Source organism: Actinoplanes aureus (genome assembly GCF_015704865.1).
Lineage (GTDB): Bacteria > Actinomycetota > Actinomycetes > Mycobacteriales > Micromonosporaceae > Actinoplanes > Actinoplanes aureus.
Window position 1 is genome coordinate 215382 of record NZ_JADQTO010000005.1, and the last position, 22757, is coordinate 238138.

Annotated in this window: 23 protein-coding genes; 19 read left to right on the forward strand and 4 right to left on the reverse strand. The window is 71.5% G+C overall.

All coding sequences use genetic code 11. The annotated features are described in order from the left end of the window. Window positions 1-95: 95 nt before the first annotated feature. The 6 genes from I4J89_RS12510 (at window position 96) to I4J89_RS12535 (ending at window position 3443) form a co-directional block, all read left to right on the forward strand. The gene (locus I4J89_RS12510; protein ID WP_196414080.1) at window positions 96-587 is read left to right on the forward strand and encodes a hypothetical protein; all 492 of its coding nucleotides are present in this window, start codon (window positions 96-98) and stop codon (window positions 585-587) included. 170 nt (window positions 588-757) lie between these two features. After that, on the forward strand, window positions 758-1021 hold the full coding sequence (locus I4J89_RS12515) for a hypothetical protein (RefSeq protein WP_196414081.1): 264 nt from the start codon (window positions 758-760) through the stop codon (window positions 1019-1021). A gap of 56 nt (window positions 1022-1077) precedes the next feature. After that, on the forward strand, window positions 1078-1362 hold the full coding sequence (locus I4J89_RS12520; RefSeq protein WP_196414082.1) for a hypothetical protein: 285 nt from the start codon (window positions 1078-1080) through the stop codon (window positions 1360-1362). 42 nt (window positions 1363-1404) lie between these two features. Next, window positions 1405-1986, forward strand: coding sequence for a histidine phosphatase family protein (locus tag I4J89_RS12525; protein ID WP_196414083.1), 582 nt, complete (start codon window positions 1405-1407; stop codon window positions 1984-1986). Further along, window positions 1974-2933, forward strand: coding sequence for a LacI family DNA-binding transcriptional regulator (locus I4J89_RS12530; RefSeq protein WP_196414084.1), 960 nt, complete (start codon window positions 1974-1976; stop codon window positions 2931-2933). The genes I4J89_RS12525 and I4J89_RS12530 overlap by 13 nt, the downstream gene beginning before the upstream one ends. Window positions 2934-3023: 90 nt before the next feature. Beyond that, a complete protein-coding gene (locus I4J89_RS12535) occupies window positions 3024-3443 on the forward strand; it encodes a hypothetical protein (protein ID WP_196414085.1) in 420 nt (139 codons plus the stop codon). A 119-nt stretch (window positions 3444-3562) separates the two neighbouring features. On the opposite strand, the gene I4J89_RS12540 is transcribed toward I4J89_RS12535, so the two are convergent. Continuing rightward, window positions 3563-6610 (reverse strand): helix-turn-helix domain-containing protein, encoded by a 3048-nt coding sequence (locus tag I4J89_RS12540; RefSeq protein ID WP_196414086.1) that lies wholly within the window; start codon window positions 6608-6610, stop codon window positions 3563-3565. A gap of 181 nt (window positions 6611-6791) precedes the next feature. On the opposite strand from I4J89_RS12540, the gene I4J89_RS12545 reads away from it, so the two are divergent. Both I4J89_RS12545 and I4J89_RS12550 read left to right on the forward strand, forming a co-directional pair. Continuing rightward, window positions 6792-7679: an alpha/beta hydrolase family protein gene (locus tag I4J89_RS12545; protein WP_196414087.1), complete on the forward strand. Its 888-nt coding sequence runs from the start codon at window positions 6792-6794 to the stop codon at window positions 7677-7679. A gap of 168 nt (window positions 7680-7847) precedes the next feature. Further along, window positions 7848-9182: a hypothetical protein gene (locus I4J89_RS12550; protein WP_196414088.1), complete on the forward strand. Its 1335-nt coding sequence runs from the start codon at window positions 7848-7850 to the stop codon at window positions 9180-9182. Window positions 9183-9357: 175 nt separating this feature from the next. Here I4J89_RS12550 and I4J89_RS12555 read toward each other — a convergent pair whose 3' ends face one another. Next, a complete protein-coding gene (locus tag I4J89_RS12555; RefSeq protein ID WP_196414089.1) occupies window positions 9358-9888 on the reverse strand; it encodes a hypothetical protein in 531 nt (176 codons plus the stop codon). A 160-nt stretch (window positions 9889-10048) separates the two neighbouring features. On the opposite strand from I4J89_RS12555, the gene I4J89_RS12560 reads away from it, so the two are divergent. The 8 genes from I4J89_RS12560 to I4J89_RS12595 all read left to right on the forward strand — a co-directional run bounded on the left by I4J89_RS12560 (window position 10049) and on the right by I4J89_RS12595 (window position 17517). Further along, on the forward strand, window positions 10049-11242 hold the full coding sequence (locus I4J89_RS12560) for an efflux RND transporter periplasmic adaptor subunit (RefSeq protein WP_196414090.1): 1194 nt from the start codon (window positions 10049-10051) through the stop codon (window positions 11240-11242). 33 nt (window positions 11243-11275) lie between these two features. Further along, entirely contained in the window at window positions 11276-12019 is a 744-nt protein-coding gene (locus I4J89_RS12565) for a response regulator transcription factor (protein ID WP_196414091.1), read from the forward strand. After that, a complete protein-coding gene (locus I4J89_RS12570; RefSeq protein WP_196414092.1) occupies window positions 12016-13494 on the forward strand; it encodes a sensor histidine kinase in 1479 nt (492 codons plus the stop codon). Before I4J89_RS12565 ends, I4J89_RS12570 begins: the two co-directional genes overlap by 4 nt. Before the next feature lie 65 nt (window positions 13495-13559). Continuing rightward, window positions 13560-14735 (forward strand): efflux RND transporter periplasmic adaptor subunit, encoded by a 1176-nt coding sequence (locus I4J89_RS12575; protein WP_196414093.1) that lies wholly within the window; start codon window positions 13560-13562, stop codon window positions 14733-14735. Continuing rightward, window positions 14732-15433 (forward strand): ABC transporter ATP-binding protein, encoded by a 702-nt coding sequence (locus I4J89_RS12580; protein WP_196414094.1) that lies wholly within the window; start codon window positions 14732-14734, stop codon window positions 15431-15433. The genes I4J89_RS12575 and I4J89_RS12580 overlap by 4 nt, the downstream gene beginning before the upstream one ends. Further along, window positions 15430-16620, forward strand: coding sequence for an ABC transporter permease (locus I4J89_RS12585; protein WP_196414095.1), 1191 nt, complete (start codon window positions 15430-15432; stop codon window positions 16618-16620). The genes I4J89_RS12580 and I4J89_RS12585 overlap by 4 nt, the downstream gene beginning before the upstream one ends. Before the next feature lie 10 nt (window positions 16621-16630). Continuing rightward, on the forward strand, window positions 16631-17095 hold the full coding sequence (locus tag I4J89_RS12590) for a hypothetical protein (RefSeq protein WP_196414096.1): 465 nt from the start codon (window positions 16631-16633) through the stop codon (window positions 17093-17095). Between the two features lie 194 nt (window positions 17096-17289). Beyond that, window positions 17290-17517: a hypothetical protein gene (locus tag I4J89_RS12595; protein WP_196414097.1), complete on the forward strand. Its 228-nt coding sequence runs from the start codon at window positions 17290-17292 to the stop codon at window positions 17515-17517. A 48-nt stretch (window positions 17518-17565) separates the two neighbouring features. Here I4J89_RS12595 and I4J89_RS12600 read toward each other — a convergent pair whose 3' ends face one another. Beyond that, entirely contained in the window at window positions 17566-18573 is a 1008-nt protein-coding gene (locus tag I4J89_RS12600) for a TerC family protein (protein WP_196414098.1), read from the reverse strand. Between the two features lie 150 nt (window positions 18574-18723). Beyond that, a complete protein-coding gene (locus I4J89_RS12605) occupies window positions 18724-19485 on the reverse strand; it encodes a dioxygenase family protein (RefSeq protein WP_196414359.1) in 762 nt (253 codons plus the stop codon). A 432-nt stretch (window positions 19486-19917) separates the two neighbouring features. Here I4J89_RS12605 and I4J89_RS12610 point away from each other — a divergent pair, with 432 nt between their 5' ends. From I4J89_RS12610 to I4J89_RS12620, 3 genes are read left to right on the forward strand one after another with little or no spacing between them, the layout of a single operon-like run. After that, on the forward strand, window positions 19918-20568 hold the full coding sequence (locus I4J89_RS12610; RefSeq protein ID WP_196414099.1) for a GOLPH3/VPS74 family protein: 651 nt from the start codon (window positions 19918-19920) through the stop codon (window positions 20566-20568). Window positions 20569-20610: 42 nt separating this feature from the next. Beyond that, window positions 20611-22119, forward strand: a complete 1509-nt coding sequence (locus I4J89_RS12615; protein WP_196414100.1) for an APC family permease — start codon at window positions 20611-20613, stop codon at window positions 22117-22119. Further along, window positions 22116-22715 carry a GNAT family N-acetyltransferase gene (locus tag I4J89_RS12620; RefSeq protein WP_196414101.1) on the forward strand — a complete coding sequence of 200 codons (600 nt, stop codon included), beginning with the start codon at window positions 22116-22118 and terminating at the stop codon, window positions 22713-22715. Before I4J89_RS12615 ends, I4J89_RS12620 begins: the two co-directional genes overlap by 4 nt. Window positions 22716-22757 lie beyond the last annotated feature (42 nt).

The window sequence follows — 22757 nt, forward strand, 5'->3', positions numbered from 1 at the left end:
TGCGCCTCTGACTCTGCGCTGTCGCGCGGCCGCGCACCCGAGGCCGAAGCCACCTCGTCCCGGGACCTTCGGCCCCCTGTGGCATATTCACCGCCATGATCAAGAGAGTGGCTGTGCCGCTGGTGGTGGTGGTGCTGATGTTCGCCGCGGGCTGCACCTCCGGCCCGGATCCGGAGACACGCGAGAGGCACCGGTACTCCCTGATCGGCACGGTGGACTACCTCAACAGGTGGTCCCGTACCAATCTCTCCCAGAGCCTGGGTTCGGCGGCCGGTGACATTCCGGCCGGGACCTGGGACGCGGCTGTCGAACAGACGATCGCCGGCGCCGCGAAAGTGCACATCGACTGCGAGTCCATGGAGGTGACCCGCGAGTCCGGCAACGCCGTCGAGATCAACGGCAAGGGCTGCGGCGGTGACCTCGAGTCGGTGACCGGTTGCGTCCTGCTGCGCGAGCCGACCGGTTCGGCCGCGATCTTCCAGCAGCGGTTCATGGAGGACCTGGGGACGTCGGCGCAACCGGAGTACGTGGAGTCGGCCGACGACGCCAAGGCGCCGAGCTGGTACGTCGGCGCCTGCGACGGCTAGCCGGTCATCCGCGGCGGAGGCACCACAGCAGGTAGGCCGGCGGACCGAACGGCTGGACGAGCAGCACCGGCTACCAGCCGGCCTCGCGGCCGCCACCGACGGATTTCGCGCCATCTGCCGCCGCGGGCGGCACTGCCGCCGGTACGGCGAAGATGTATCGAGGGGGTGTTGTGATGATGCTTCTGCTAGTGGTGATCGTGGGGCTGATCGTCGCCGCCGTGCTCTCCCTCTGGCCTGCCCCGGGAGCACCGGCGGGTCGCGAGGAGACACCGGACGAGCCAGGCCCGGCCTCGGCGAATCGACCGTCCAGCTTGGAAGGCGTAATCGTCGAGCAGTTGATGCGTGGGGAAATCACGCGCAGGCAGTATCTTCGTGCGGTGGAGCGCATCGCGGCCCGCGACGAACACCGGCACCCGCTGAACATACCGGAGTGAGATCCCTGGTCCACGGGGTATCGAGGGGCCACCATGTAACCGAGGAGTTGGTCATCATGCTGGTCCTGGTTGTGTTGATCGCGGCGACCATCGCCGCGTGGACGTTCGCTCTCTGGCCGAGGGCCCGCGCCGTGTCCGCTCCGGAGGCCGTGCCGGCGCCGGAACCCGCACCGGCCCCGAAACCGGTGGAGCCGCCGCCGCGCGCGGAGAGCACCGAGGGCCTGCTGGTGGCACAGCTGATCCGTGGTGACCTGACCCAGTCGCAGTACCGGAAGGCGATGGCCTGCCTGGCCGAGCGGGACGAGACCCGTCACCCGCTGTCGCTTCCCGGCGAAGGCTAGGGTGGTGCGACACCAACTCCTGGAGTCACCGGGGGGACGCTGATGGCGGAGATCGTGCTGGTCCGGCACGGGCAGACCGAGTGGAGTGCGAACGGGCGGCACACCTCGTACACCGAACTGGAGCTGACCGCGGAGGGCGAGCGGCAGGCGCGGTCCGTCGGCGAGCAGCTCGCCGGGCGTACGTTCGCGGCGGTTCTCTGCAGCCCGCGTAAGCGGGCCCGGCACACCGCCGAGCTGGCCGGGCTGACGGTGACCGAGGTGACCGAGGACCTGGCCGAGTGGAACTACGGCGAGTACGAGGGCATCACCACCCGCGAGATCCGTTCCGGTCGGCCGGACTGGTCGCTGTGGACCGACGGTTGCCCGGGTGGCGAGTCCCCGGAGCAGGCCGGGGCCCGGCTGGACCGGGTTCTGGCGCGGGCCGGTGAGCTGACCGCCGGGGGTGACGTGGCGCTGGTGGCGCACGGGCACTGCCTGCGGGTGGCCGGGGCCCGCTGGGTCGGGTTGCCGGCGAGCGCGGGCGGGCTGCTCAAGCTGGACACCGCCACGATCTCGGTGCTGGGTTTCGAACACCAGGTGGACCCGGTTCTGGTCACCTGGAACGCCCCCGCATGCAACGAGTGACCAGTGCGGACGTCGCCCGCCGCGCCGGGGTCTCCCGGGCCACGGTCAGCTACGTACTGAACGACACGCCGGGCCAGAGCATCTCCCCGGGTACCCGCAGCCGCGTCCTCGCCGCCGCGGCCGGCCTCGGCTACGCGCCGTCGGCGGCCGCTCGCGCGCTGCGTACCGGGCGCTCCGATGTGGTGCTGTGCCTGTTGCCCGACTGGCCGATCGGTGACGCGGTCGGTGAACTGCTCGGCAACCTCTCCACCGAGCTGGCCCGCGCCGGCCGCACCTTCGTGGTGCACCCGGGCAGCCCAGCGGACCGGCCGGTGGCCGAACTCTGGAAGGCGATCACCCCGGCCGCGGTGCTCGCCTTCGCCGGCTTCTCCGGCGACGAGCTCGACGCGATGCGCGCCGCCGGTGTCGCGCTGGTGGTGGCCCTGCTGGACCCGCCCGGCGAGCTCATACCGCAGCAGCCGGCCGGGCGCCGGCAGGCCGAACACCTCACGCGTGCGGGTCATCGCCGGCTCGGTTACGCGTACCCCGACGACGACCGGCTGCGGATCTTCGCCGAGCCCCGCCTGGCCGGGGTACGCGCGCACACCGCCACCGAACCGCACGTGCAGACCGTCCCGCTGGATCCGGCCGCGGCCGCCGAGGCGGTGCGCCGCTGGCACGCGGCCGGGATCACCGGGGTCTGCGCGTACAACGACCAGGTGGCGCTGGCCGTGCTGGCCGGGGTCCGCCGCGCCGGGCTCTCGGCACCGGGCGACCTCGCGGTGATCGGCGTCGACGACATCCCGGCCGCGCGGCTCGCCGTACCCGCCCTCACCACGGTGACCACCGACCAGCGCAGGCTCGCCGCCCACCTGGCCGCCACCGTGCTGGCCGCGGCCGGCGGCCGCCCCGGCCCGCCGCCGCCCGGCGACGACCTGGTCCGGGTGATCGTCCGGGACTCCGTCTGACAACGAACGCACAGGTGAAGCACATGGTGACGCACAGCCGCGAGGCGAATCGTTGATCTACACGAGGGAGCCAGCGAGGGGAAGACCACCATGCTCACCGAGATCGACCGCCACGCGACGGAGACCGGCCGGCACGCACCGGAGCCGGCACCCGATCCGGTCGTGGCCGTGCTCGGCCAGCCGAGCCGGGTGGCCAGCCTGCCGCACTACCTGCCGCACGGCTGGACCATGCGGACGATTCCGGGCCTCGACGCGGCCCGGCCGGGTGACCTGGTGGTACTCAGCGGCGCCACCATCGCCGTCGTCCGGCAGGCCCGGGCCGCGCTGCCCGCCGAGACCCGGGTGATCGCGCTGATCGACGACTGGGCGCCGGGTGAGCTGGTGGCGGGCGTGCTCAGCGCGGGCGCCGACGTCTGCGTGCGCGGCGGTCACCCGGCGATCCTCGCCGGCCATCTGGTCGCCTGCCGCCGCCGCCAGCTGACCGATCGCTGGGCAGAGATCAAAATTTGAGAGGTACGCGTGACGGCCGTCCCGCCGGAACCACACCTCCCCGCCGAGCCACGCGGCCGCCCGCCGGGCCCGGGCCCCAGCGCGGCCGCCGGGCCCATGCAGGCGGCCGCGCTGGGCGGTCAGCGGGAGTTGAGCAGGCGGGCCATCTCGGTACGGGAGCGCACGCCGAGCCGGGCGAACACGTTGCGCAGGTGATGGTCCACGGTCCGCGGGCTGAGGTGCAGTTCTTGGGCCACCTCCCGGTTGGTGGCGCCACCGGCCACCAGTGTCGCGATCCGCTCCTGCTGCGCGGTGAGCGGCGGGCCGGTGGGCACGGTGACCTGCTGTTCGATCCGTTCGCCGGCGGCGCGCAGCTCCCGTACGCTCTGCTCGGCCCACGGTTCGGCGTCCAGCAACCGGAAGGTCTCGGCGGCCCGCCGCAGGTGGGTGCGTGCCTCGACGTGCCGGCGCCGGCGCCGCAGCAGCCGGCCGTAGAGCAGTTCGGTGTGCGCCCGCGGGAACCCGGCCTCCCCGGCATGCCCGAGCGACTCGCCGAAGTGGATCTCCGCGGCCTCGGCGTCGGTCGCGCGCAGCGCCCGGCAGCGGTCCCGCAGGGCCAGCCAGGTGGGCTGACCGGTGCGGCCGGTCCACCGGTCGAACCCGGTGGCCACCGCCTCCAGGCCGAGCGACGCGTCCGGGACGCGGGTGTCGGACTGCGCGGCCGCTTCCAGCAGGTGCGGCACCACCGCCACCTGGAGCAGCGCCGAACCGTACCCGGGCGGCGCGGTCACCACCGAGATCAGGCGTTCGGTGGCGGCGTCGAACCGGCCGTCGACCAGGTCCAGCAGGGCGAGCGCCCAGCCGCTGTGCGCCCGGGCCGGTCCACCGCCGGCCGCCTCGATCCGGCTCAACGTGGTGTCCCGGTCGCCGACCAGCGCGGCCAGCACGGCGAGCAGCCCGAAGTGGGCCCCGGCCAGGACCGGCTGCCCGGTGCCGCGGGCGACCGCGGCACCGTCCATCGCGGCCGTGTTCGCCGCGTTGTAGTCACCGGACGCCATCCCGGCCACGGCGGCGAGCTCCAGCGCGCGCGGCACCAGCACGGCCGACCCGGAATCGCGGGCCAGCACCGCCGCCCGCCCGGCCAGGGCGGCCGCCCGGCGGGCGTCACCGACCAGGATTCCGGCGGTGGCGGCCCGGATCAGCGGCACCGGCTCGGTGACCCGGTCGGCCACGTCGAGGGCCCGCCGGAACCGGGCGAACGCGCCCGGCTCGTCCCCGTCGGCCAGCCCGGCCAGCCCGGCGACGTGGTGGAAGGCGAGGGTCATCGCCGGTGGTTCGTCACCGCGCCGGCGGGCCACGACCCGGCGGGCCAGTCCGGCGTAGCGGCCCTGCTCGCCCGGTGCGGCGGCGGCCTCCCCGGCGAGCGCGAGCGCGTCGAGTGCGGCCGCGGTGTCGCTGTCCACCAGGTCGGCGGCCACGTCGAGGAGCAGTTCCCGGGCGCCGGGACGGCCTTCGGGCAGCAACATCTCGGCGGTCAGGCCGCGGGCGCGTACCCGGGCCGCGCCGGCCGCCGCCGGTATCCGCCGGATCAGCAGCCCGGCGTCGTGCGGGCGGCCGGCCAGCCACGCCGACCGGGCCGCACCGAGCAGCGCCCTGCCCTGCTCCGAGGGTTCGGCGCAGAGCGCGGCGGCGTACCGGTGGGCCTCGGCGGCTACCGCCGGTTCGGCGGTGCCGGCGATCCGGGTCAGCTGCCGGGCGAGCGCGGAGTGCGGGCCGGTGGTGGCGGACGCGCGATGCAGCAGTTCGGGCAGGTGGGCGCCACGTTCCGCGGCCGCCTGGGCGAGCGCGGCGTGTGCGGCCCGCCGCCGGCTCGCCGGGGCTTCGGCGTACACGCAGGCACGCAGCAACGGCGACGCGAACCGCACGCCGTCCCCGGTCAGGGTGACCAGGCCGGCGCGCTCGGCCGGCTCGAACCCGCCCAGCCCGTCCCCGGCCGCATCGAGGCAGCCGAGCTCCTCGCCCGCTTTGTCGTCGCGGTCGAGCGTGTGGCCGTCGCCGGCCTTGTCGTCGCGGCCGAATGCTCGGCTGTCGCCGGCCTTGTCGCGGTCGAGCGTGCGGCTGCCGCTGGCTTTGTCGTCGCGGTCGAGGGTGTGGCCGGCTGGGGCTTCGCGCGTGGCTGTGTGCAGCGCGGCGGCGAGGATGTCGGCCGGCGGGGCCTGGGGTGGGGCGGCGGCGAGCAGCAGCAGGTCCCGGGTGACGGCCGGCAGAGCGTCCAGCTCGGCCCGGTAGCGGCGCCGCAGCATGCTGCCGGGCGGCAGCGTCTCGGGCGGGGGCGCGTAGCCGCGGCGCTGTTCGGGGGTGAGCGCGTCGGCCAGGTCGATCAGCGCGGCCGGGTTGCCGCCGGCCAGCTCGGTGACCGCCGCGGCGACCTCCTCGGCGAGTTCCGGGGCGCGGCGGGCGAGCAGCTGACGGGCAGCGGCCGGGTCGAGGAGCCGGAGGCGGCGTACCGGCAGGCCGGCGGTTTCGACGCCGACCGGCACGGTGGCGATGACGGCGAGCCGCTCGCCGCCGGCCCGGCGCACGGCGAACGTGATCGCCTGCCAGCTCGGCGGGTCCAGCAGATGCGCGTCGTCGAGCAGGCACAGCACCGGGCGGACCCGGGCCGCCGACGCCAGCAGATTCAGCGTGGCGAGGCCGAGCGCGAGCCGGTCGCTGCCCGCACCGGCCATGCCGCCCGACAACGCGGCACGCTGCGCGGGCTCCAGCTCGGCGAGCCCGCCGCGCACGGCGGTGAGCAGGCGTTGCAATCCGGCGTACGGCACCGCGCGTTCCTCGGTGCACCCCGACGCGGTGAGGACCGTCCAGCCCTGGGCGGCGGCGGCCGTGGCGCGCAGCAGCGCGGTCCGGCCCTCGCCCGGCGCGGCCGACAGGACGAGCGCGCCGCCGCACCCGGCCGCCGCGGCCGCGGTGAGCCGGCCGATCGCGGCGAGTTCGGCGTCCCGCCCGAACAGTCCGGGACCACCCGGGTCCCGGCCGAACAGCCCCGGACCACCCGCGTCCCGTCCGAACAGGCCGCCGGCGGCCCCGGCCCGGACCTGCCCGCGTCCGGTCCGGACGGACGCCGGCCCGTCCGCGGAGGGCGCGCCACCGGTAGCGGAAAGTTTCTGCACTGACGGTGCATCAAACATGCGGCGAGTGTTCCGCGCCGCGGCCTCCGGGGGAAGACCCAGCCGCCGGATTTCGGTGGATGAAATTTCCGGGATGTTGCCGGCTGGTGACACGACGCTGGTGATTTCGCCGATGCGGACCCCGCTCCGACCCGCTGAAACTGACGCTCGTCGATCCGTTCCCCCGTAAAGGAGTGTCGACGTGCAATTGTCATCCGTCTCCACCCGCGCCCGCCGGATCCTGGTCACCGCGGCCACCGCGCTCGCTCTCGTGGCCGTTCCCGGTGTCACCGCCGCACAGGCCGCCGACAACCCGTACGAGCGGGGCCCCGCTCCGACCCGGGCACTGCTGGAAGCCTCCCGTGGCCCGTACAGCGTTTCCACCACGTCCGTCTCCCGGCTCGCGGTGAGCGGGTTCGGCGGTGGCGAGATCTACTACCCGACCAGCACCAGCGACGGTACGTTCGGCGCGATCGCCATCTCGCCGGGCTTCACCGCGTACTGGTCGAGCATCTCCTGGCTCGGCCCGCGACTCGCCTCGCACGGGTTCGTGGTCATCGGCATCGAGACCAACAGCACGGCTGACCAGCCCGCCTCCCGTGGTCAGCAGCTGCTCGCCGCGCTTGACTACCTGACCCGATCCAGCTCGGTCCGCAGCCGCATCGACTCGAGCCGGCTCGCCGTGGCCGGGCACTCGATGGGTGGCGGCGGCAGCCTGGAGGCGGCCAGCGACCGGCCGTCCCTGCAGGCCGCCGTTCCGCTCGCTCCCTGGAACCTGGACAAGTCGTGGAGCGAGCTGCGCGTACCGACCCTGATCATCGGCGGCGAGAGTGACTCGATCGCCTCGGTGAGCAGTCACTCGATCCCGTTCTACAACAGCATCCCGTCGTCGGCGGAGAAGGCGTACCTGGAGCTCAACAACGCCAGCCACTTCTTCCCGCAGTCGACCAACACGCCGACCGCGGTGCAGATGGTCTCCTGGCTGAAGCGGTTCGTCGACGACGACACCCGTTACAACCAGTTCATCTGCCCGGGGCCGAGCACCGGGGTGTCCATCTCGGACTACCGCAGCAGCTGCCCGCTGGGCTGATCTGATCCGGAACGACGCTGGGCCGGTGGGATTCCCACCGGCCCAGCGAACTCGTGTCCAGCCTACCGCGGCCGTCCACCCCGGTCACTCGGCCGAAAGACCGTGCCTGAGCTGCGCTTTGCTCCGTAATGTCGACGCCTGTCATCGATGGGCGACCACAGGAGGAACGTGCGCGTCAACGAGTCCTACCGCCGCTGGCATCAGGAGTCGAACCGGGCCCGGCTGCGTGGCCTGGCCGCCAATCCGGCCCTTCCCGACGAACTGTTCCGCCGCCTGCTCGACCACCCCGAGGCCGGTCGCTGGGTGGTGACCCGCCGCCGCGCGTGGTCCGACGAGGCGTTCGACATCATCGCCGGTCATCCCGATGACCGGCTGCGGGCCGAGCTGGCCGAGAGCTGGGCCGTCACCGGTGCGCAGCGGGCTCGCCTGGTCGGCGATCCGAGCGTCCGGGTGCGGGTGATGCTCGCCGACGGGTCGTTCGGACATCACGACCCGATGCCGGTGGAGGCGTACCAGCGGCTCGCCGAGGATCCGAACCCGAAGGTCCGAATGTTCCTGACCCTGCCGCGGAAGCTGCCGCACGAGGTGCTGGAGAAGTTCGCCGAGTCGCCGCTCGCCGAGCTGGCGGCGGCCGCCCGGGCCGCCCTGAGCGACCCCTGGCGACCCGAGCCGGATACGTTCGCGGCGGGTGAGGCCGAGACGCTCGCCCGCAGCGAGGCGGTGCCGGACCGCTGCCGGGCCGCCGGCGCGCCTGAACTGCCGGCGGACCTGGTGGCGGAACTCGCCGCCGATCCGGACCGGTATGTGCGACTGCTCATCTCGATGCGGCCGGAGCTCACCGAGGAGCAGCAGGCCGCGATCGACTACCGGGTCGGCCCGGACGACCGCCTCCCGGTGCTGGACTGGGTACGGGAGGCCACTCCGGAGGTGCTGCGCCGCTGCGTCCACTCGGCGCACATCGGCCTGCGGCGCAGCGCCGTCCACCACCGCGGGTTGACTCCGGACCTGATCGCGGTGCTGGCCGCCGACGAGGACTTCGCGGTCCGGTTGATGCTCTGCGAACAGCAGGACGACGTGCCGCCGGATCTCGTGGTGCGCACCTATCTGGAGGCCAGGGTGATCAGCCGCGGCAATCTGCTGCGCCATCCCCGGTTCCCGCGCACCGACCTGGTGCGCTTCGCGGACTCTCCGCATTGGGAGGCGCGGGCCCTCGTGGTGCTCGACCCGGGCGCCTCGCCCGCGTTGATCGACCGGTTGAGCAGGGACGAGCATCCCGGCGTGCGCCGCTGGACGGCCGCCGACGAGCGGCTGACCGCCGGACGGGTGCTGGACCTGCTGGCCGACGACGAGACGGCGGAACCGAGCGCCGCCAACCCGAACCTTCCGGTGCAGGCGATGGAACAGATCATCGCGGCGGGTGCCGTTCTCGCGGCCGCCCCGGAGGACGCCGCAGTCCTGCTCGGGCACACCAACCCGGCCCACGAGCCGGTCGGCGAGATCTGATTGCCGTTTCCCGGCGGCCGCGCTGGGGCCCGGAGTGGGCACCCGGCTCGCGCGGCAGGGCGGGACTGCCGGATTCCGGCGGGGACGGTGCGTGCGCGTACCTCAAAAAGAAATGCCGTGCCGGCGCGGCCTACGACGGGGGGACGTGCTGCGCCGGCACGGAGCTTGCCGGGTGTTACGACGCGGCCGCCGTGGCGGCCGGCTTGAGGACCGCGCAGGTCTCCACGGCCTTCTGCAACGTCGCGTCGGTGGTGTCCAGGTTGGTGGTGTCGGTGACGCCGTTCTCCTTGAGGCAGTTGGTGTAGGCGGCGTTGGCGCCGTTGTCGCCGCGGTTGCCTAGGCCGGCGCCCATGCTAGGTCGCAGCGAGGCGCACGCCGACTGGGCCTTCTCCCAGGTCGCGTCGTCGACGTCCGCGGGCTTGCCGAAGCCGCCGCCGCCGGGGAAGCCGCCGCCGCGTGGGCCCCCGCTGTTGTCGGGACGGGGCTGGCCGGACGGGCGTGCTCCGCCACCCGGACCGCCGGACGGCATCGTGATCGTCACGCCGTTCTCGTTGAGGCAGCTGATGTACGAGGCGAACGCGGACGAGGCGTTCGACGTGCTCCCGGAGTCCGAGCCGCCGCCGCAGGCCGTCGTGAACAGCACCGCCACCGAGGCCGCCACCAGGGTGGCGGCGCGGCGGTGCGCCTTCGAACTGACAACCGGCACGATGAGTCTCCTTCTTCCGCGAGCGGGACGACGAAAGAAAAGCGGCCGCACCTGTGCGGAATGTCGGACCGCCCTGGGAGTTGCCTAAGAACTCGGCTCCGAGCGAACTCCCAGGTGGAACCAAGCCCGCGGCGAGGACCGCTGCGCAGACTCGTCGCCCATGGGTGTTGCACTGGCCGGTCGCCGGCGTGGAATTCGGCTCGGCGTGGCGGTCGTCGTGCTCGCGTTGCTCGCCTTCGGCGTCGTGCGGGCGCTGACGGCCGGCGCCACACGGGAGGACACGACGGCGGCCGAGACCGCCGAGGTGGATCGCGGTGAGGTGACCACCGAGGTCGCCACCACCGGCACGTTGCAGGCGGCGCAGACGCGCAGCCTGTCGTTCGCGGTCTCCGGCACGGTGGAGACGGTGAAGGTGCGCCCGGGTACCACCGTTACCGCTGGTCAGAAGCTCGCGGCGATCGACGACGCGGATGCCGCGGAGGCGGTCGAGGACGCCGAGGCGGCACTGGACGATGCTCTCGAGGCCTTGGCGAAGGCGGAGGACGACGCGGATTCGCCGTCGTCTTGCACCGGCGGCAACGTGGCGGCCGCTCTTCAAACGTCTTATCAACCGTCGCCCTCGCCCTCGCCCTCGCCCTCGGCATCGGCTCCGCCTTCGGGTTCGCCGGCTCCGGCCGCCAGTGCGACCGCGAGGCCGGCGAAGAGCGCTGCGCCGGCCCTGAGCTGCTCGGCCCTCGGAAGCCGTAGCGGTAATGGGGACCCCGTCCTCACCGCCGAGCAGCGGGTGAACCAGGCGCGGCTGACCCTGGAGAAGGCCGAGGAGGCCCTCGACGGCGCCACCATCACCGCGCCGATCGCCGGGAAGATCCTCACCGTCGGTGGCAAGGTCGGCAGCAAGGTGAGCTCCGGGGCGGCGTTCATCACCGTGGCCGACGTGTACGACATGCAGATCAGCGCCGACTTCCCGGAGGCCGACGCCGACCACCTCGCGGTGAGCCAGCCGGCCGTGGTCACGCTTGCCGACCGGCCGGGGGAGACGTTCCTCGCCACCGTGGTGCAGGTCGACCCGGTCGGCACCAGCGACGGCACGCTCACCCGGTTCGGTGTGGTGCTCGCGTTCGACGAGGCGCCCGCGGAGCTGCTGGTCGGGCAGAGCGCGTCGGTCCGGGTCACCACCGGGAGCAAGGACGACGTGGTACGCGTACCGAGCACCGCCGTACACGACCTCTCCGGCGCCACCGGGACCGTGCGGAAAGGCGGTACGCCCACCGAGGTGCGGATCGGCCTCCGCGGCGACCAGTACACCGAGATCACGTCCGGGCTGACCGAGGGAGACGTCGTGTCCCGTTCATAGGTTCTTCAAAGGTCGGCTTGGTAAGTCTTTGCGGTGCTCACCGAAAACCGTGGTTCTGTAGCCGTCACCGACCCCGCGGCGCGTCCCACCCGCGTCCTCGTCGTCGACGACGAGCCGAACATCTCCGCGCTGCTCAGCGCGACGCTCCGGCTGGTCGCCTTCGACGTGCGGGTCGCCGAGTCCGGCCACGCCGCCCTCGTAGCGGTGCGGGACTTCGAGCCGGACCTGATCGTCCTGGACGTGATGCTGCCGGACGTGGACGGTTTCGAGGTGGCCCGGCGGCTGCGTACCGCCGGGCACCGGGTTCCGGTCCTGTTCCTCACCGCTCGCGACGCGGTGCGGGACCGGATCTGCGGGCTGTCGGCCGGCGGCGACGACTACGTCACCAAGCCGTTCAGTCTCGAGGAGGTGGTGTTACGGATCCGCGCGATCCTGCGGCGCAGCCAGCCGGACGAGCCGCAACCGGAGACCGGCGTGCTGCGCTACGCGGACCTGGAGCTGAACGAGCACGCCCACGAGGTGCGGCGGGCGGGCCGGCTGATCGAGCTGTCCCCGACGGAATTCAACCTGCTCCGCTACCTGATGATCAACGCGGGCCGGGTGGTCAGCAAGGCGCAGATCCTGGACCGGGTGTGGAAGTACGACTTCGGCGGGGACGGACGGATCGTCGAGTCGTACGTCTACTACCTGCGCCGCAAGATCGATCGATCCGAGCCGCCGCTGATCCACACCGTGCGCGGCGTCGGGTACGCCCTGAGACTCCCACGCGAAGAATGACGCCGCGCTGGCGGCACTGGACGCTGCGTTCCCGGCTGGTCCTGGTCGTCGGCGTCCTCACCGCGGTCGCCCTGGTGGTGGCGAACGTGGCCGGACTCGTGCTGATCCGCACCTACCTGCAGGACCGGATCGACGAGCAGCTGATCGGGATCAGCCGGCCGATGGCGGACCTGAACCCGCCGCAGAGCGGCTTCATCCCGCGTGGCGGCCGCTTCCGGATCGGCCCCGACCAGGTCATGTACGTCTACCTGCCGGACGGCTCGCTGGATCCGGTGCGCAGTTCCTCGGCGGACGCGACCCGCCCGGCGGTGACCCCGTTCGCCGAGGTGGTGGAGCGCGCGGCCACCCCGCGGCCGTTCACGGTCTCCAGCACGGACGGCTCCGACTGGCGGATGATCGCGGTGCCGTTCGGCCTGACCGGGGGATACGCGCTGATCGGCTCCTCACTGGACGAGGTGGAACAGACCACCGAACGTCTGCTGCTGATCGACGCCGGCGTGCTGGTGCTGATCCTGGGCCTGCTCGGAGTGGGCGCGGCGTTCGTGGTCCGGCTCGGGTTGCGCCCGCTCACCGAGATGGAGCACGTGGCCGCCGACATCTCGGCCGGCAACCTCTCCGGCCGGGTCCCGGAACCCGATCCGCACACCGAACCGGGCCGGCTGGGCCTGGCCCTGAACGCCATGCTGTCGCGCATCGAGAACGAGGTCGACGCGCGTACCGCCTCGGAGCAGCGGCTGCGCCAGTTCGTCGCGGACGCCTCGCACGAGCTGCGCACCCCGCTCACCTCGATCCGCGGGTTCGCCGAGCTGTATCGCCGCGGCGGGACGCCGCCCGGCCCGGCCCTCGACGAGACGATGGCCCGGATCGAGGGCGAGGCCGGCCGGATGGGCGTGCTGGTCGAGGACCTGCTCATGCTGGCCCGGCTGGACCGGCAGCGCGCCCTCGACCTGCGCCCGGTCGACCTGCTGGAGATCGCCGCGGACACCATCCGGGACGCGCACGCCCGCGCGCCGGGCCGGACGGTACGCCTCTCCGACGACTTCGAGCCGGCCACCGTCCTCGGTGACGACCACGGTCTGCGGCAGGTCGCCACGAACCTGGTGGCCAACGCGCAGAACCACACCCCGCCGGGGACGGTCGTGACCGTACGGGTCGGTCACGCTGACCACGCCCCACCGGACGAGACGGCCACCTGTTCCGGCCCGGTGACCCTGAGCGCCGGGCGGCGGGTGGTGATCCTGGAGGTCAGCGACGACGGCCCGGGCGTGCCGGCCGAGCACGCGGCCCGGATCTTCGAGCGGCTCTACCGCGCCGATTCCAGTCGTTCCCGCCTGACGGGCGGTGGTTCCGGGCTGGGGCTGGCGATCGTGGCGGCCATCGTGCACGGGCACGGCGGCTGGGTCGAGTTGCACTCATCGCCCGGCGGCGGCGCGACGTTCCGGGTCGTGCTCCCGGCCGTCCGTGACGGCGCGTAGTTTTCCGAGGTTGTTCCCAGCTTTCCCCGAAGCTCCTCATAGCCCGCGGCTCCAGAGTGTCCGGCATGAAGTTGCTGAGCCTCCCGAGCCGCCACCCGTCGCTGGTGGTGAACGCCGTGATAGGCGTCGCGCTCCTCGCCGGTGCCTTCACCGTGTACCGGACGTTCGCCGGTTCCGAGGACGGGACCGCCGCCGTGGCCTCCGAACGTACGGTCACGGTCCAGCAGGGGACGGTCACCAGGACCGCCACCGCGGACGGGACCCTGGAGAGCGCGAGCACCGCCAGCGCCAGCTTCGAGACCAGCGGCACGGTCACCGAGATCAAGGTGACGGTCGGCGACAAGGTCAAGAAGGGTCAGGTCCTGGCCAAGGTGGACCCGGCCGCCGCGAACCGCGATCTCGGCGCGGCCGAGGCCGACCTGGACGCCGCGCGGGACGCCCTGGACCGGGCCGAGGACGCCGGCTCGGACACCTCGGACGCGGAGAACCAGGTGACCGAGGCCGAGCTCAAGGTCGACGAAGCCGAGGCGGCGGTCGACGGCACGGTCCTCAAGGCCCCGATGACCGGCACGGTGACCGCGGTCAACGGCACGCTCGGCAGCTCGTCGGGTTCCTCCGGCTCGTCCGGTGGGTCGTCCCAGGGCGGCCAGGAGGGCACCACCGGCACGAGCACCGGCTTCGTGGAGATCGCCGACCTGACCAGGATGCAGGTCGCCGCTGCCTTTGCCGAGGCCGACGCGACAAGCCTCAAGGAGAAGCAGGCCGCCACCGTGACGTGGAACGCGCTCGGCGGTGTCCAGCAGAGCGCCCGGGTGGCCGCCGTCGACCCGTCGGCGACCACCACCAACAGCGTGGTCACGTACGGTGTGACGCTGACCCTGGACAAGGTGCCCACCGGTGCCAAGGTGGGCCAGACCGTCTCGGTGTCGGTCACCACCGGCTCGGTGCCGGACGTCGTCCTGGTGAACGCGGCCGCCCTCACCACGGTCGGCAACCGGCACACCGTCACGGTGATCACGAACGGCGTGCCGGAGACCCGCTCGGTGGAGATCGGGCTGGAGGGCGACTCGGCCACCGAGATCAAATCCGGTCTGACCGTGGGCGAGCAGGTCGTCGTGAAGACCACCTCGATCAGCGGCGGCTCTCAGCAGGGCGGGTTCCCGGCCGGTGGCGGCGGTTTCCCCGGCGGCGGGATGCCGGCCGGCGGGGGCATGCCCGGCGGCGGCAGGGGCGGCCAGTGAGCCGGCCGGTCCTGGAGGTCCGTGACCTCAAGAAGATCTACGGCACCGGCGAGACGACCGTGCACGCGCTGCGCGGGGTGTCCCTGACCGTCGAGCGTGGCGACTACGCGGCGATCATGGGCTCGTCCGGCTCCGGCAAGTCGACCCTGATGAACATCCTGGGCGCGCTGGACGTCCCGAGCTCCGGAAGCTATTTGCTGGACGGGGTGGACGTGAGCCGGCTCTCGGACGGTCAGCTGGCACTGGCCCGGAACCGGTTGATCGGCTTCATCTTCCAGGCGTTCAACCTGATTCCGCGTACCACCGCGGTGGCGAACGTCGAGCTGCCGCTGGCGTACGCCGGAGTGAAGCCGAAGGAGCGCCGCCGGCGCGCCATGCAGGCCCTGGACGTCGTCGGCCTCGCGGATCGGGCCGGCCACGAGCCGAACCAGCTCTCCGGCGGTCAGCAGCAGCGGGTCGCGGTGGCCCGCGCGCTGGTCACCGAGCCGTCGTTGCTGCTCGCCGACGAGCCGACCGGCAACCTGGACAGCAAGTCCACCGCCGACGTGCTCCAGGTCTTCGACGACCTGAGCGCGGCCGGCCGGACGATCGTGATCATCACGCACGAGGACGAGGTGAGTGCCCGGGCCAAGCGGCTGATCCGTCTGGTCGACGGCGCGATCGTGACCGACGTACGGCAGAAGCGGCGCCACGCATGAGCCTTCTCGAAGTCGTCCGGTTCGCCCTGCGCGGCCTGAGCGCCAACAAGCTGCGCTCGTCACTGACCATGCTCGGCATCCTGATCGGTGTCGCGGCGGTGATCCTGCTGGTCGCGGTCGGCAACGGCTCGGCCAAGGCGGTGAGCGACCGGATCGAGGCACTCGGCACCAACACCATCACCGTGATGAGCACCGGCCGGAGCAGCGCCGGCCTCACCACCGGGATCGCGAAGGCCCTTGACGACCCAGTGCTCGCCCCCGACATCAGGTCGATCTCGCCGGTGGTCAGTGCCTCCACGACTCTCACCTATGAGGGCGCGGAGCACGAGGTGAGTACGTTCGTCGGCACCACCCCGGCCTGGTTCAACGCTTCCAGCACCCCGGTCGGCGCGGGTTCCGCGTTCACCCAGGACGACGTGGACCAGGGCCGGCGGGTGGTGGTGATCGGGCAGACCGTCGCCGAGGAACTGTTCCCCGGGACCGACCCGATCGACGAGCAGGTCACCGTCGGCGGGGCGCTGTTCACCATCATCGGCGTCCTGGACCAGAAGAGCTCCACCGGCTTCCAGGACTCGAACGACACCGCGGTCGCCCCGCTCACCGCGGTCCAGCAGGTACTCACCGGGTACGGAGCACTCACCTCGATCATCGTGGAGGCGGCCGCACCGGACCGGGTCGACGCGGTGCAGGGCCAGGTGTCGACGATCCTCGACCAGAAGCTGGACGTGAGCTCGTCGTCGAGCAGCACGCCGTACCGGATCCAGAACGCGTCGTCGCTGCTGGAGACGCAGACCGAGACCGCCGAGACGTTCACCACGCTGCTCGGCGCGGTGGCCGCGATCAGCCTGCTCGTCGGCGGCATCGGGATCACCAACATCATGCTGGTGACGGTCACCGAGCGGACCCGGGAGATCGGCATCCGCAAGGCCCTGGGCGCGCCGCGCCGGGTCGTCCTGACCCAGTTCCTGATCGAGGCCACGCTGCTCAGCGTGATCGGCGGGGCCTTGGGGGTGGCCGCCGCGCTGATCGGCAGCCGGTTCGAGATCGTCGGGGTGAAGCCGGTGATCATGCCCAGCTCCATTGGGCTCGCCGTGGGCGTCTCGATCGCCATCGGCCTGTTCTTCGGCGGGTTGCCCGCCGCCCGCGCCGCCCGGTTGCGGCCCATCGACGCGCTGCGCTACGAGTGAGGACTTCGCTGTGAACGACGAAACCGGTCTCTCCGCGGAACTGGCCGCCGCGGCGCCGAAGCGCTGGTGGAACAAGGGCACCGTCGCTCTGGGCGTGGCCGCCCTGCTGATGGGTGGTTTCCTCGGCGGCGTGCAGGCGCAGAAGCAGTGGGGCACGCCGGAGACCAACGCCGTGAGCGGCTTCCCCGGCGGCGGGATGCGAGGGAGCGGCGGCTTCCCCGGGCCGGCTCAGACCACGACGACGGCGGCGGCCGGTCCGACCACCGGCAAGGTCAAGCTCGTCAACGGCAAGACCATCTACGTGGAGACCGGGGACGGCACCGTCGTCACCATCAAGACCGGCAGCGACACCACGGTGGCGACCGCCGAGAAGGGCAAGCTGAGCGACGTGAAGGCCGGCGACTCGGTCACCGTCCAGGGCACGGCCGGCGACGACGGCACGGTGACCGCGACCTTGGTCACGACCACGAAATGAGTTCGGCGTCACGCTGTGACGCTGACCTGCTACTACACCACGGAGAGTGATCTGGGTTACGGCAAAGCGGTGGCGCCGGTCACCCTCGTAGCGAGAGTTTTACCTGGTTGACTTGGGGATGAGAGACGAACGGTGGATTGTTGCAGAAGGAAGCGACGAAGCTTTCTCCGTCACTATCCGTCAAGGAGTGCGCAATGCAGATCATCCGTAACGTCCGTGCCGCTCTGGCCGACCGCCGGGCCGCGCATAACGCCCACCGCCGTCTGAGCGAGGAGCTCGCCGCGTTCCGTACCGCGGCCGAGCGCACCGAGCTCGACCTGATGATCGGCCGTCACAGCGCCGACGAGACCCACGAGATCCAGGCGATCCTGAACCGGCAGGACGCTGAGCGCCGTTACCAGCACGCCATGCACATGAGCTGACACCTCGGTCCGCTCCCGGCGCCCGCGGGGCGCCGGGAGCGGGACGTGTCAGTGCTCGGGCTGCTGCTGCTTCTCCTTGCGGGCGTGCAGGCTGCCGGCGTGCGCCTTGAGCGACGGGTCCTTGCCCGACTTGATCAGGCTGGCCACCGTGGTGATCACCAGGATGCCGATGATCACGCCGAGTGAGACCGGTGTGCTGACCTCGGGCACGCTCTCGCTGATGTCCTTGTGCGCCCAGTGCAGCACCAGCTTGATCCCGATGAAGGCCAGGATGATCGCCAAGCCGGTGGAGAGGTAGACCAGGCGGTCCAGCAGGCCCTTCACCAGGAAGAACAGGGCGCGCAGGCCGAGCAGGGCGAAGGCGTTGGCGACGAAGACGATGTACGCCTCCTCGGTCACGCCGAACACCGCCGGGATGGAGTCGAGCGCGAACAGCAGGTCGGTCCCGCCGATCGCCAGCAGCACCAGGAACAACGGCGTGAACATCTTCCGCCCGTCGACCCGGGTGATCATCTTGCCCTCGACGTAGTCGTCGGTCACCGGCAGGAACCGCCGCCCGGCCCTGACCAGGGCGTTGTCCTGCACGTCCGGATCCTCGTCCCGGTGCCGGAACAGCTGCACCGCGGTGTAGAGCAGGATCAGGCCGAAGATCAGGAACATGAACGAGAACATGTTGAGCAGCGCGGCACCGAGCGCGATGAAGATCACCCGCAGCACCAGCGCGATGATGATGCCGAAGGTCAGCACCTCCTGCTGATACCGCTCCGGCACCGCGAAGGTGCTCATGATGATCACGAAGACGAAGAGGTTGTCGACCGACAAGCTCTTCTCGACGATGTAGCCGGCGAAGTACTCGGTGCCGTACCCCCAGCCGGAGATGCTCGCGAAGACTATGCCGAACGCGATCGCGACGGCGATGTAGAAGATTGACCAGGCGGCGGCCTCGCGGAAGCCGACGACATGCGGACGGAGCACCCCGAGAGTCAAATCGAGGGCGAGCAGGGCGACGATGACACCGATGGTCACGGTCCACCCGAGCGCGGAGACCTCAAGCATGCTTCACAGGATCTCGGAAGAAGCTGCAAGCCTGCTGAGTAACCCCGGTTTCCGCACACCCTTTTCCGGTACGCGCGACGAACGGTCCCACCCGTCGCGGCGGGCCGGCCGGGTGCCACTCCAGGCCGCACCCGGCCGCCGGCTCATGCGTCAGGCGGTCTGGAAGGAACGCTTGGCCAGGCCCATCCAGAAGCCGTCGATCGGCTGCTCGGGTGCCGCCTCCGGGTCGCCGGAGGCGCCGAGGGTGAGAAACATCGGGGCGAAGTGCTCGATCGTCGGATGCGCGTACGGCATGCCGGGCGCGCGGTCGCGGAAGTCGGCGAGCTCGTCGATCGCGCCACGGGCCAGCGCCTCGGCGGTCCAGGCGTCGAACTCGCTGGACCAGCCCGGAGCGGCCGCCTCCGGCCGCCAGTCGCGCAGGAACGGCAGCCCGTGTGTGGTGAAGCCGGACCCGATGATCAGCACGCCCTCGTCCCGCAGCGGGGCGAGCCGGGCGCCGAGATCGAGCAGCCGGTCCGGCTCCAGAGTCGGCAGCGACATCTGCAGGACCGGGATGTCGGCCTCCGGGAACATCACGGTGAGTGGCACGTACGCACCGTGATCGAGACCGCGGCTGGTGCGGGCGACGGCCTGGCCGTCCGGCATCAGCGCCGCCACCCGGTCGGCCAGCTCAGGTGCGCCGGGCGCACGGTACTGCACCTGGTAGTAGTGCGGCGCGAAGCCGCCGAAGTCGTAGACCAGCGGGACCGTCTCGGTGGCACCGAGCATGAGCGGCGCCGACTCCCAGTGCGCTGAGGCGACCAGGATCGCCCGCGGCCGGGGGAGTGGGGCGGCGAGATCGCGCAGCTGGGCGACCCAGGTGGGGTCGTCGACCAGCGGCGGGGCGCCGTGGCTGAGAAAGAGAGCGGGCATCCGCACGATGGCCTCCGTTGAAACTTCAACTTTCATGGACGACGCTACGCGGATTTGCTTGATTACGCAACTATCCTCACGCGTAATTACTAAGCGTATAAGATCGTCCAAATTAGTGACGCTCCGCGATCGGCAGTGGATCAAGCGAAACGAACCGTCGATGATTCGAGATCATTAAATATTGACGAAATAGCATGAGCTTGGTCGTTTTATTGATCGACGCTCAAATTTCCTGATGGGTTCTGTGATCAACAACGCCTACTGTGGAATCAACTTTTGTCGCACTTGGACGTTGCGCCGGGCGTCGGGACCTGGCAGGCTACTGCCGGTCGCGCTGGGGGGAGCGCAACGTAATTGCTTCGTGGAACCTCACCATAACTACGTTCGGTGAACTCGCGGGCAACTTCCCCGGCGTCGAGAGGAGAACCTGCAGTGGCGTCGCCGCCGCAGCTACCGCCCGCGGACGATCTGTACCTCACTGCTCACGACACGATCCGCGGCAAATCGCTGCTGTCACCGGCCACCCTCGGTCTCGGTCTCGGCGCGGCACTCCTCGGTGAGCTCGTGTTGTGGCGGCGCGTCGACCTCGTCGAGAACCAGCTCGTGATCATCGACGAACGGCCGACCGGCGACGCCGCGACCACGGCTGTCCTGGAGCAGCTGCGACGCGAGGCCGGTCAGCACGGCGTGCGTAACTGGCTCGCGTACCTCTCCACCGGCATTGCCACCGACCTGGTCGAGCGCCGCCTCGCCCGGGCCGGGCTGATCAAGCGGGTGGAGAAGCGCGGACTGCTCGGCACGAAGGTCTCCTTCGTGCCGGCCGACTCGATGACGGCCGGCTGGCCGGCCACCCGTATCCGTACCCGGGTCTCCCGCGACGAACCCCTCGACGTGGCCGACCTGCTGCTCGCCGGTCTGATCCTCGCGACGGGGCTGGACCAGCACGTGCTGGCCACCCTCAACGCCCGCGACCGGGCCGGCATGTTCGACCAGTTCCGCAGGCTCTTCCCAGCCATGTTGCAGCAGCTCGTGGCGCAGGCCGAGGCCTCTGTCGGTGACGCCGTCATGGCCCGGCGCGCCTGAGCTGACAAATACCCACCCCCCTTGAATACGCCTGGAGTCCGCGTGTCCTCGACCGCAACCAAACCCCCCGGAAGTCAGCTCTCCGACGCGTTGGCCCGTGACCGGCTCGGTGTGGCCTCGATCGTCTTCTTCATGATGTCGGCGGCCGCCCCGCTGACCGTGGTCGCCGGCGTCGTCCCGACCGGCCTCGCGGTGACCGGCCTGACCGGCATCGCGATCGCCTTCCTCGCGGTCGCCCTGGTGCTGGCGATCTTCTCGGTCGGCTACGTCGCGATGGCCCGGCACATCGCCAACGCCGGCGCCTTCTACGCGTACGTCTCGCAGGGCCTCGGCCGGCCGGTCGGCGTCGGCGCGTCCTGGGTGGCGCTGCTGTCCTACAACATGTTCCAGGTCGCCTCGTACGGCGGCCTCGGCGCGATCGCGCAGCCACTGTTCGCGGACTGGTTCGGGGTGGACGCGCCGTGGTGGGCGTTCGCGCTGGCCGCCTGGGCGCTGGTCGCCGTCCTCGGCGTCCGTGACGTGGCGGTCAACGGCAAGGTCCTCGCCACCCTGCTGGTCGCCGAGATCGCACTGACCATGATCTTCAGCTTCGCCGAGATCGGCGCGGACACCTTCACCGCCTCGACCGCGGCTCTCGACCCGGGCAACCTGGTCGGGGCCGGTGCCGGCGCGCTGCTGGTCATGGCGGTCACCGGCTTCGTCGGGTTCGAACAGTCGGTGGTGTTCAGCGAGGAGTCCCGCGAGCCGCGCCGGACCGTGCCGCGGGCCACCTACATCGCCATCGCGCTGATCGCCGTGGTGTACGCCTTCGCGTCCTGGGCGATGATCTCCGCCGCCGGTCCCACCGTGGTGGAGCGCGCCGGCGCCGAGGGCCCGGAGCTCTTCTTCAACCTCGCCTCCGACCAGCTGGGCAGCACCGCCCTGCACCTCGGGCACATCCTGTTCCTGACGTCGCTGATCGCCGCGGCGATTTCGTTCCACAACATCATCGCCCGGTACATGTTCTCGCTCGGCCGCGAAGGCGTGCTGCCCCGCACGTTCGGGCGCACCGTGCCGGGCACCGGCGCGCCGAAGAACGGTTCGCTCGCCCAGTCCGCGCTCGCCCTGATCGTGATCGTGGCCTACGCGGTCTTCGACTGGGACCCGCTGGTGCAGCTCTTCTTCTGGGGCGGCAGCGGTGGCGGCCTCGGCGTGCTGCTGCTGGTCACGATCACCTCGTTCGCGGTGATCGGCTACTTCGCCCGGCACCCCGAGGGCGAGGACGTGATGCACCGGGTGATCGCCCCGGTGATCGGCTCGGTGCTGCTGCTCGTCATGACGTACCTGGCGATCGACAACATCGCCGGCCTGCTCGGTGTCGAGCCGGGCAGCACACCCGCGCTGGTCGTACCGCTCTCCTTCGCCGTACTCGCGGTGGCCGGCATCCTCTGGGGCCTGATCCTGCGCAGCACCCGGCCGCAGACCTACGCCGGTATCGGCCTCGGCGCCCGCAGCGCCACCACGACCGGCGGATTCGCCGCCGCGCTGAACGAGACGGAGTACCCCCGATGACCGCTTCCGTGATCCGTGCCGCGCGCGAGGACGAGATCCCCGCGATCGGCGCTCACATCTCGCACGCCTTCGACGACCTGGCCGCGGACGCCTACCTGGTGCCGGTGCCGGCGGACCGGGAGCGGGTGATGGCCGACTTCTTCACCCTGGAGACGGAGAACGCCTTCCGGCACGGCAAGGTCGAGGTCATCGACCACCCGGACGGTGGCTACGCGGCCGTCGCGGTGTGGTTCGACCGGGTCAACGACCTGCCCGAACCGGCGGACTACATGGACCGGCTCACCGCGCTGGCCGGTCCGCACCTGGAGCGGTTCGGTGCGCTGGGTGAGCTCTTCGAGAAGAACCACCCCGCCGAGCCGCACTGGCACCTGGCGTTTCTCGCGGTCCGCCCGTCCGAGCAGGGTCACGGCCTGGGTGGCGCGCTGATGAAGCGGACCCACGACGAGCTCACCGCGGCCGGCGTGGCGGCCTACCTCGAGGCCACGAACGAGAACAACGTGCGGCTCTACCGCCGGTACGGCTACGAGCCGATGGACCCGTTCGAGATCTACCTGCCGGACGGAACGCCCTTCTACCGCATGTGGCGGGCCGTCTGAGCTGGACCGTTTAAGCCGGGGTGCGGGCGGGTGCCCGTACCC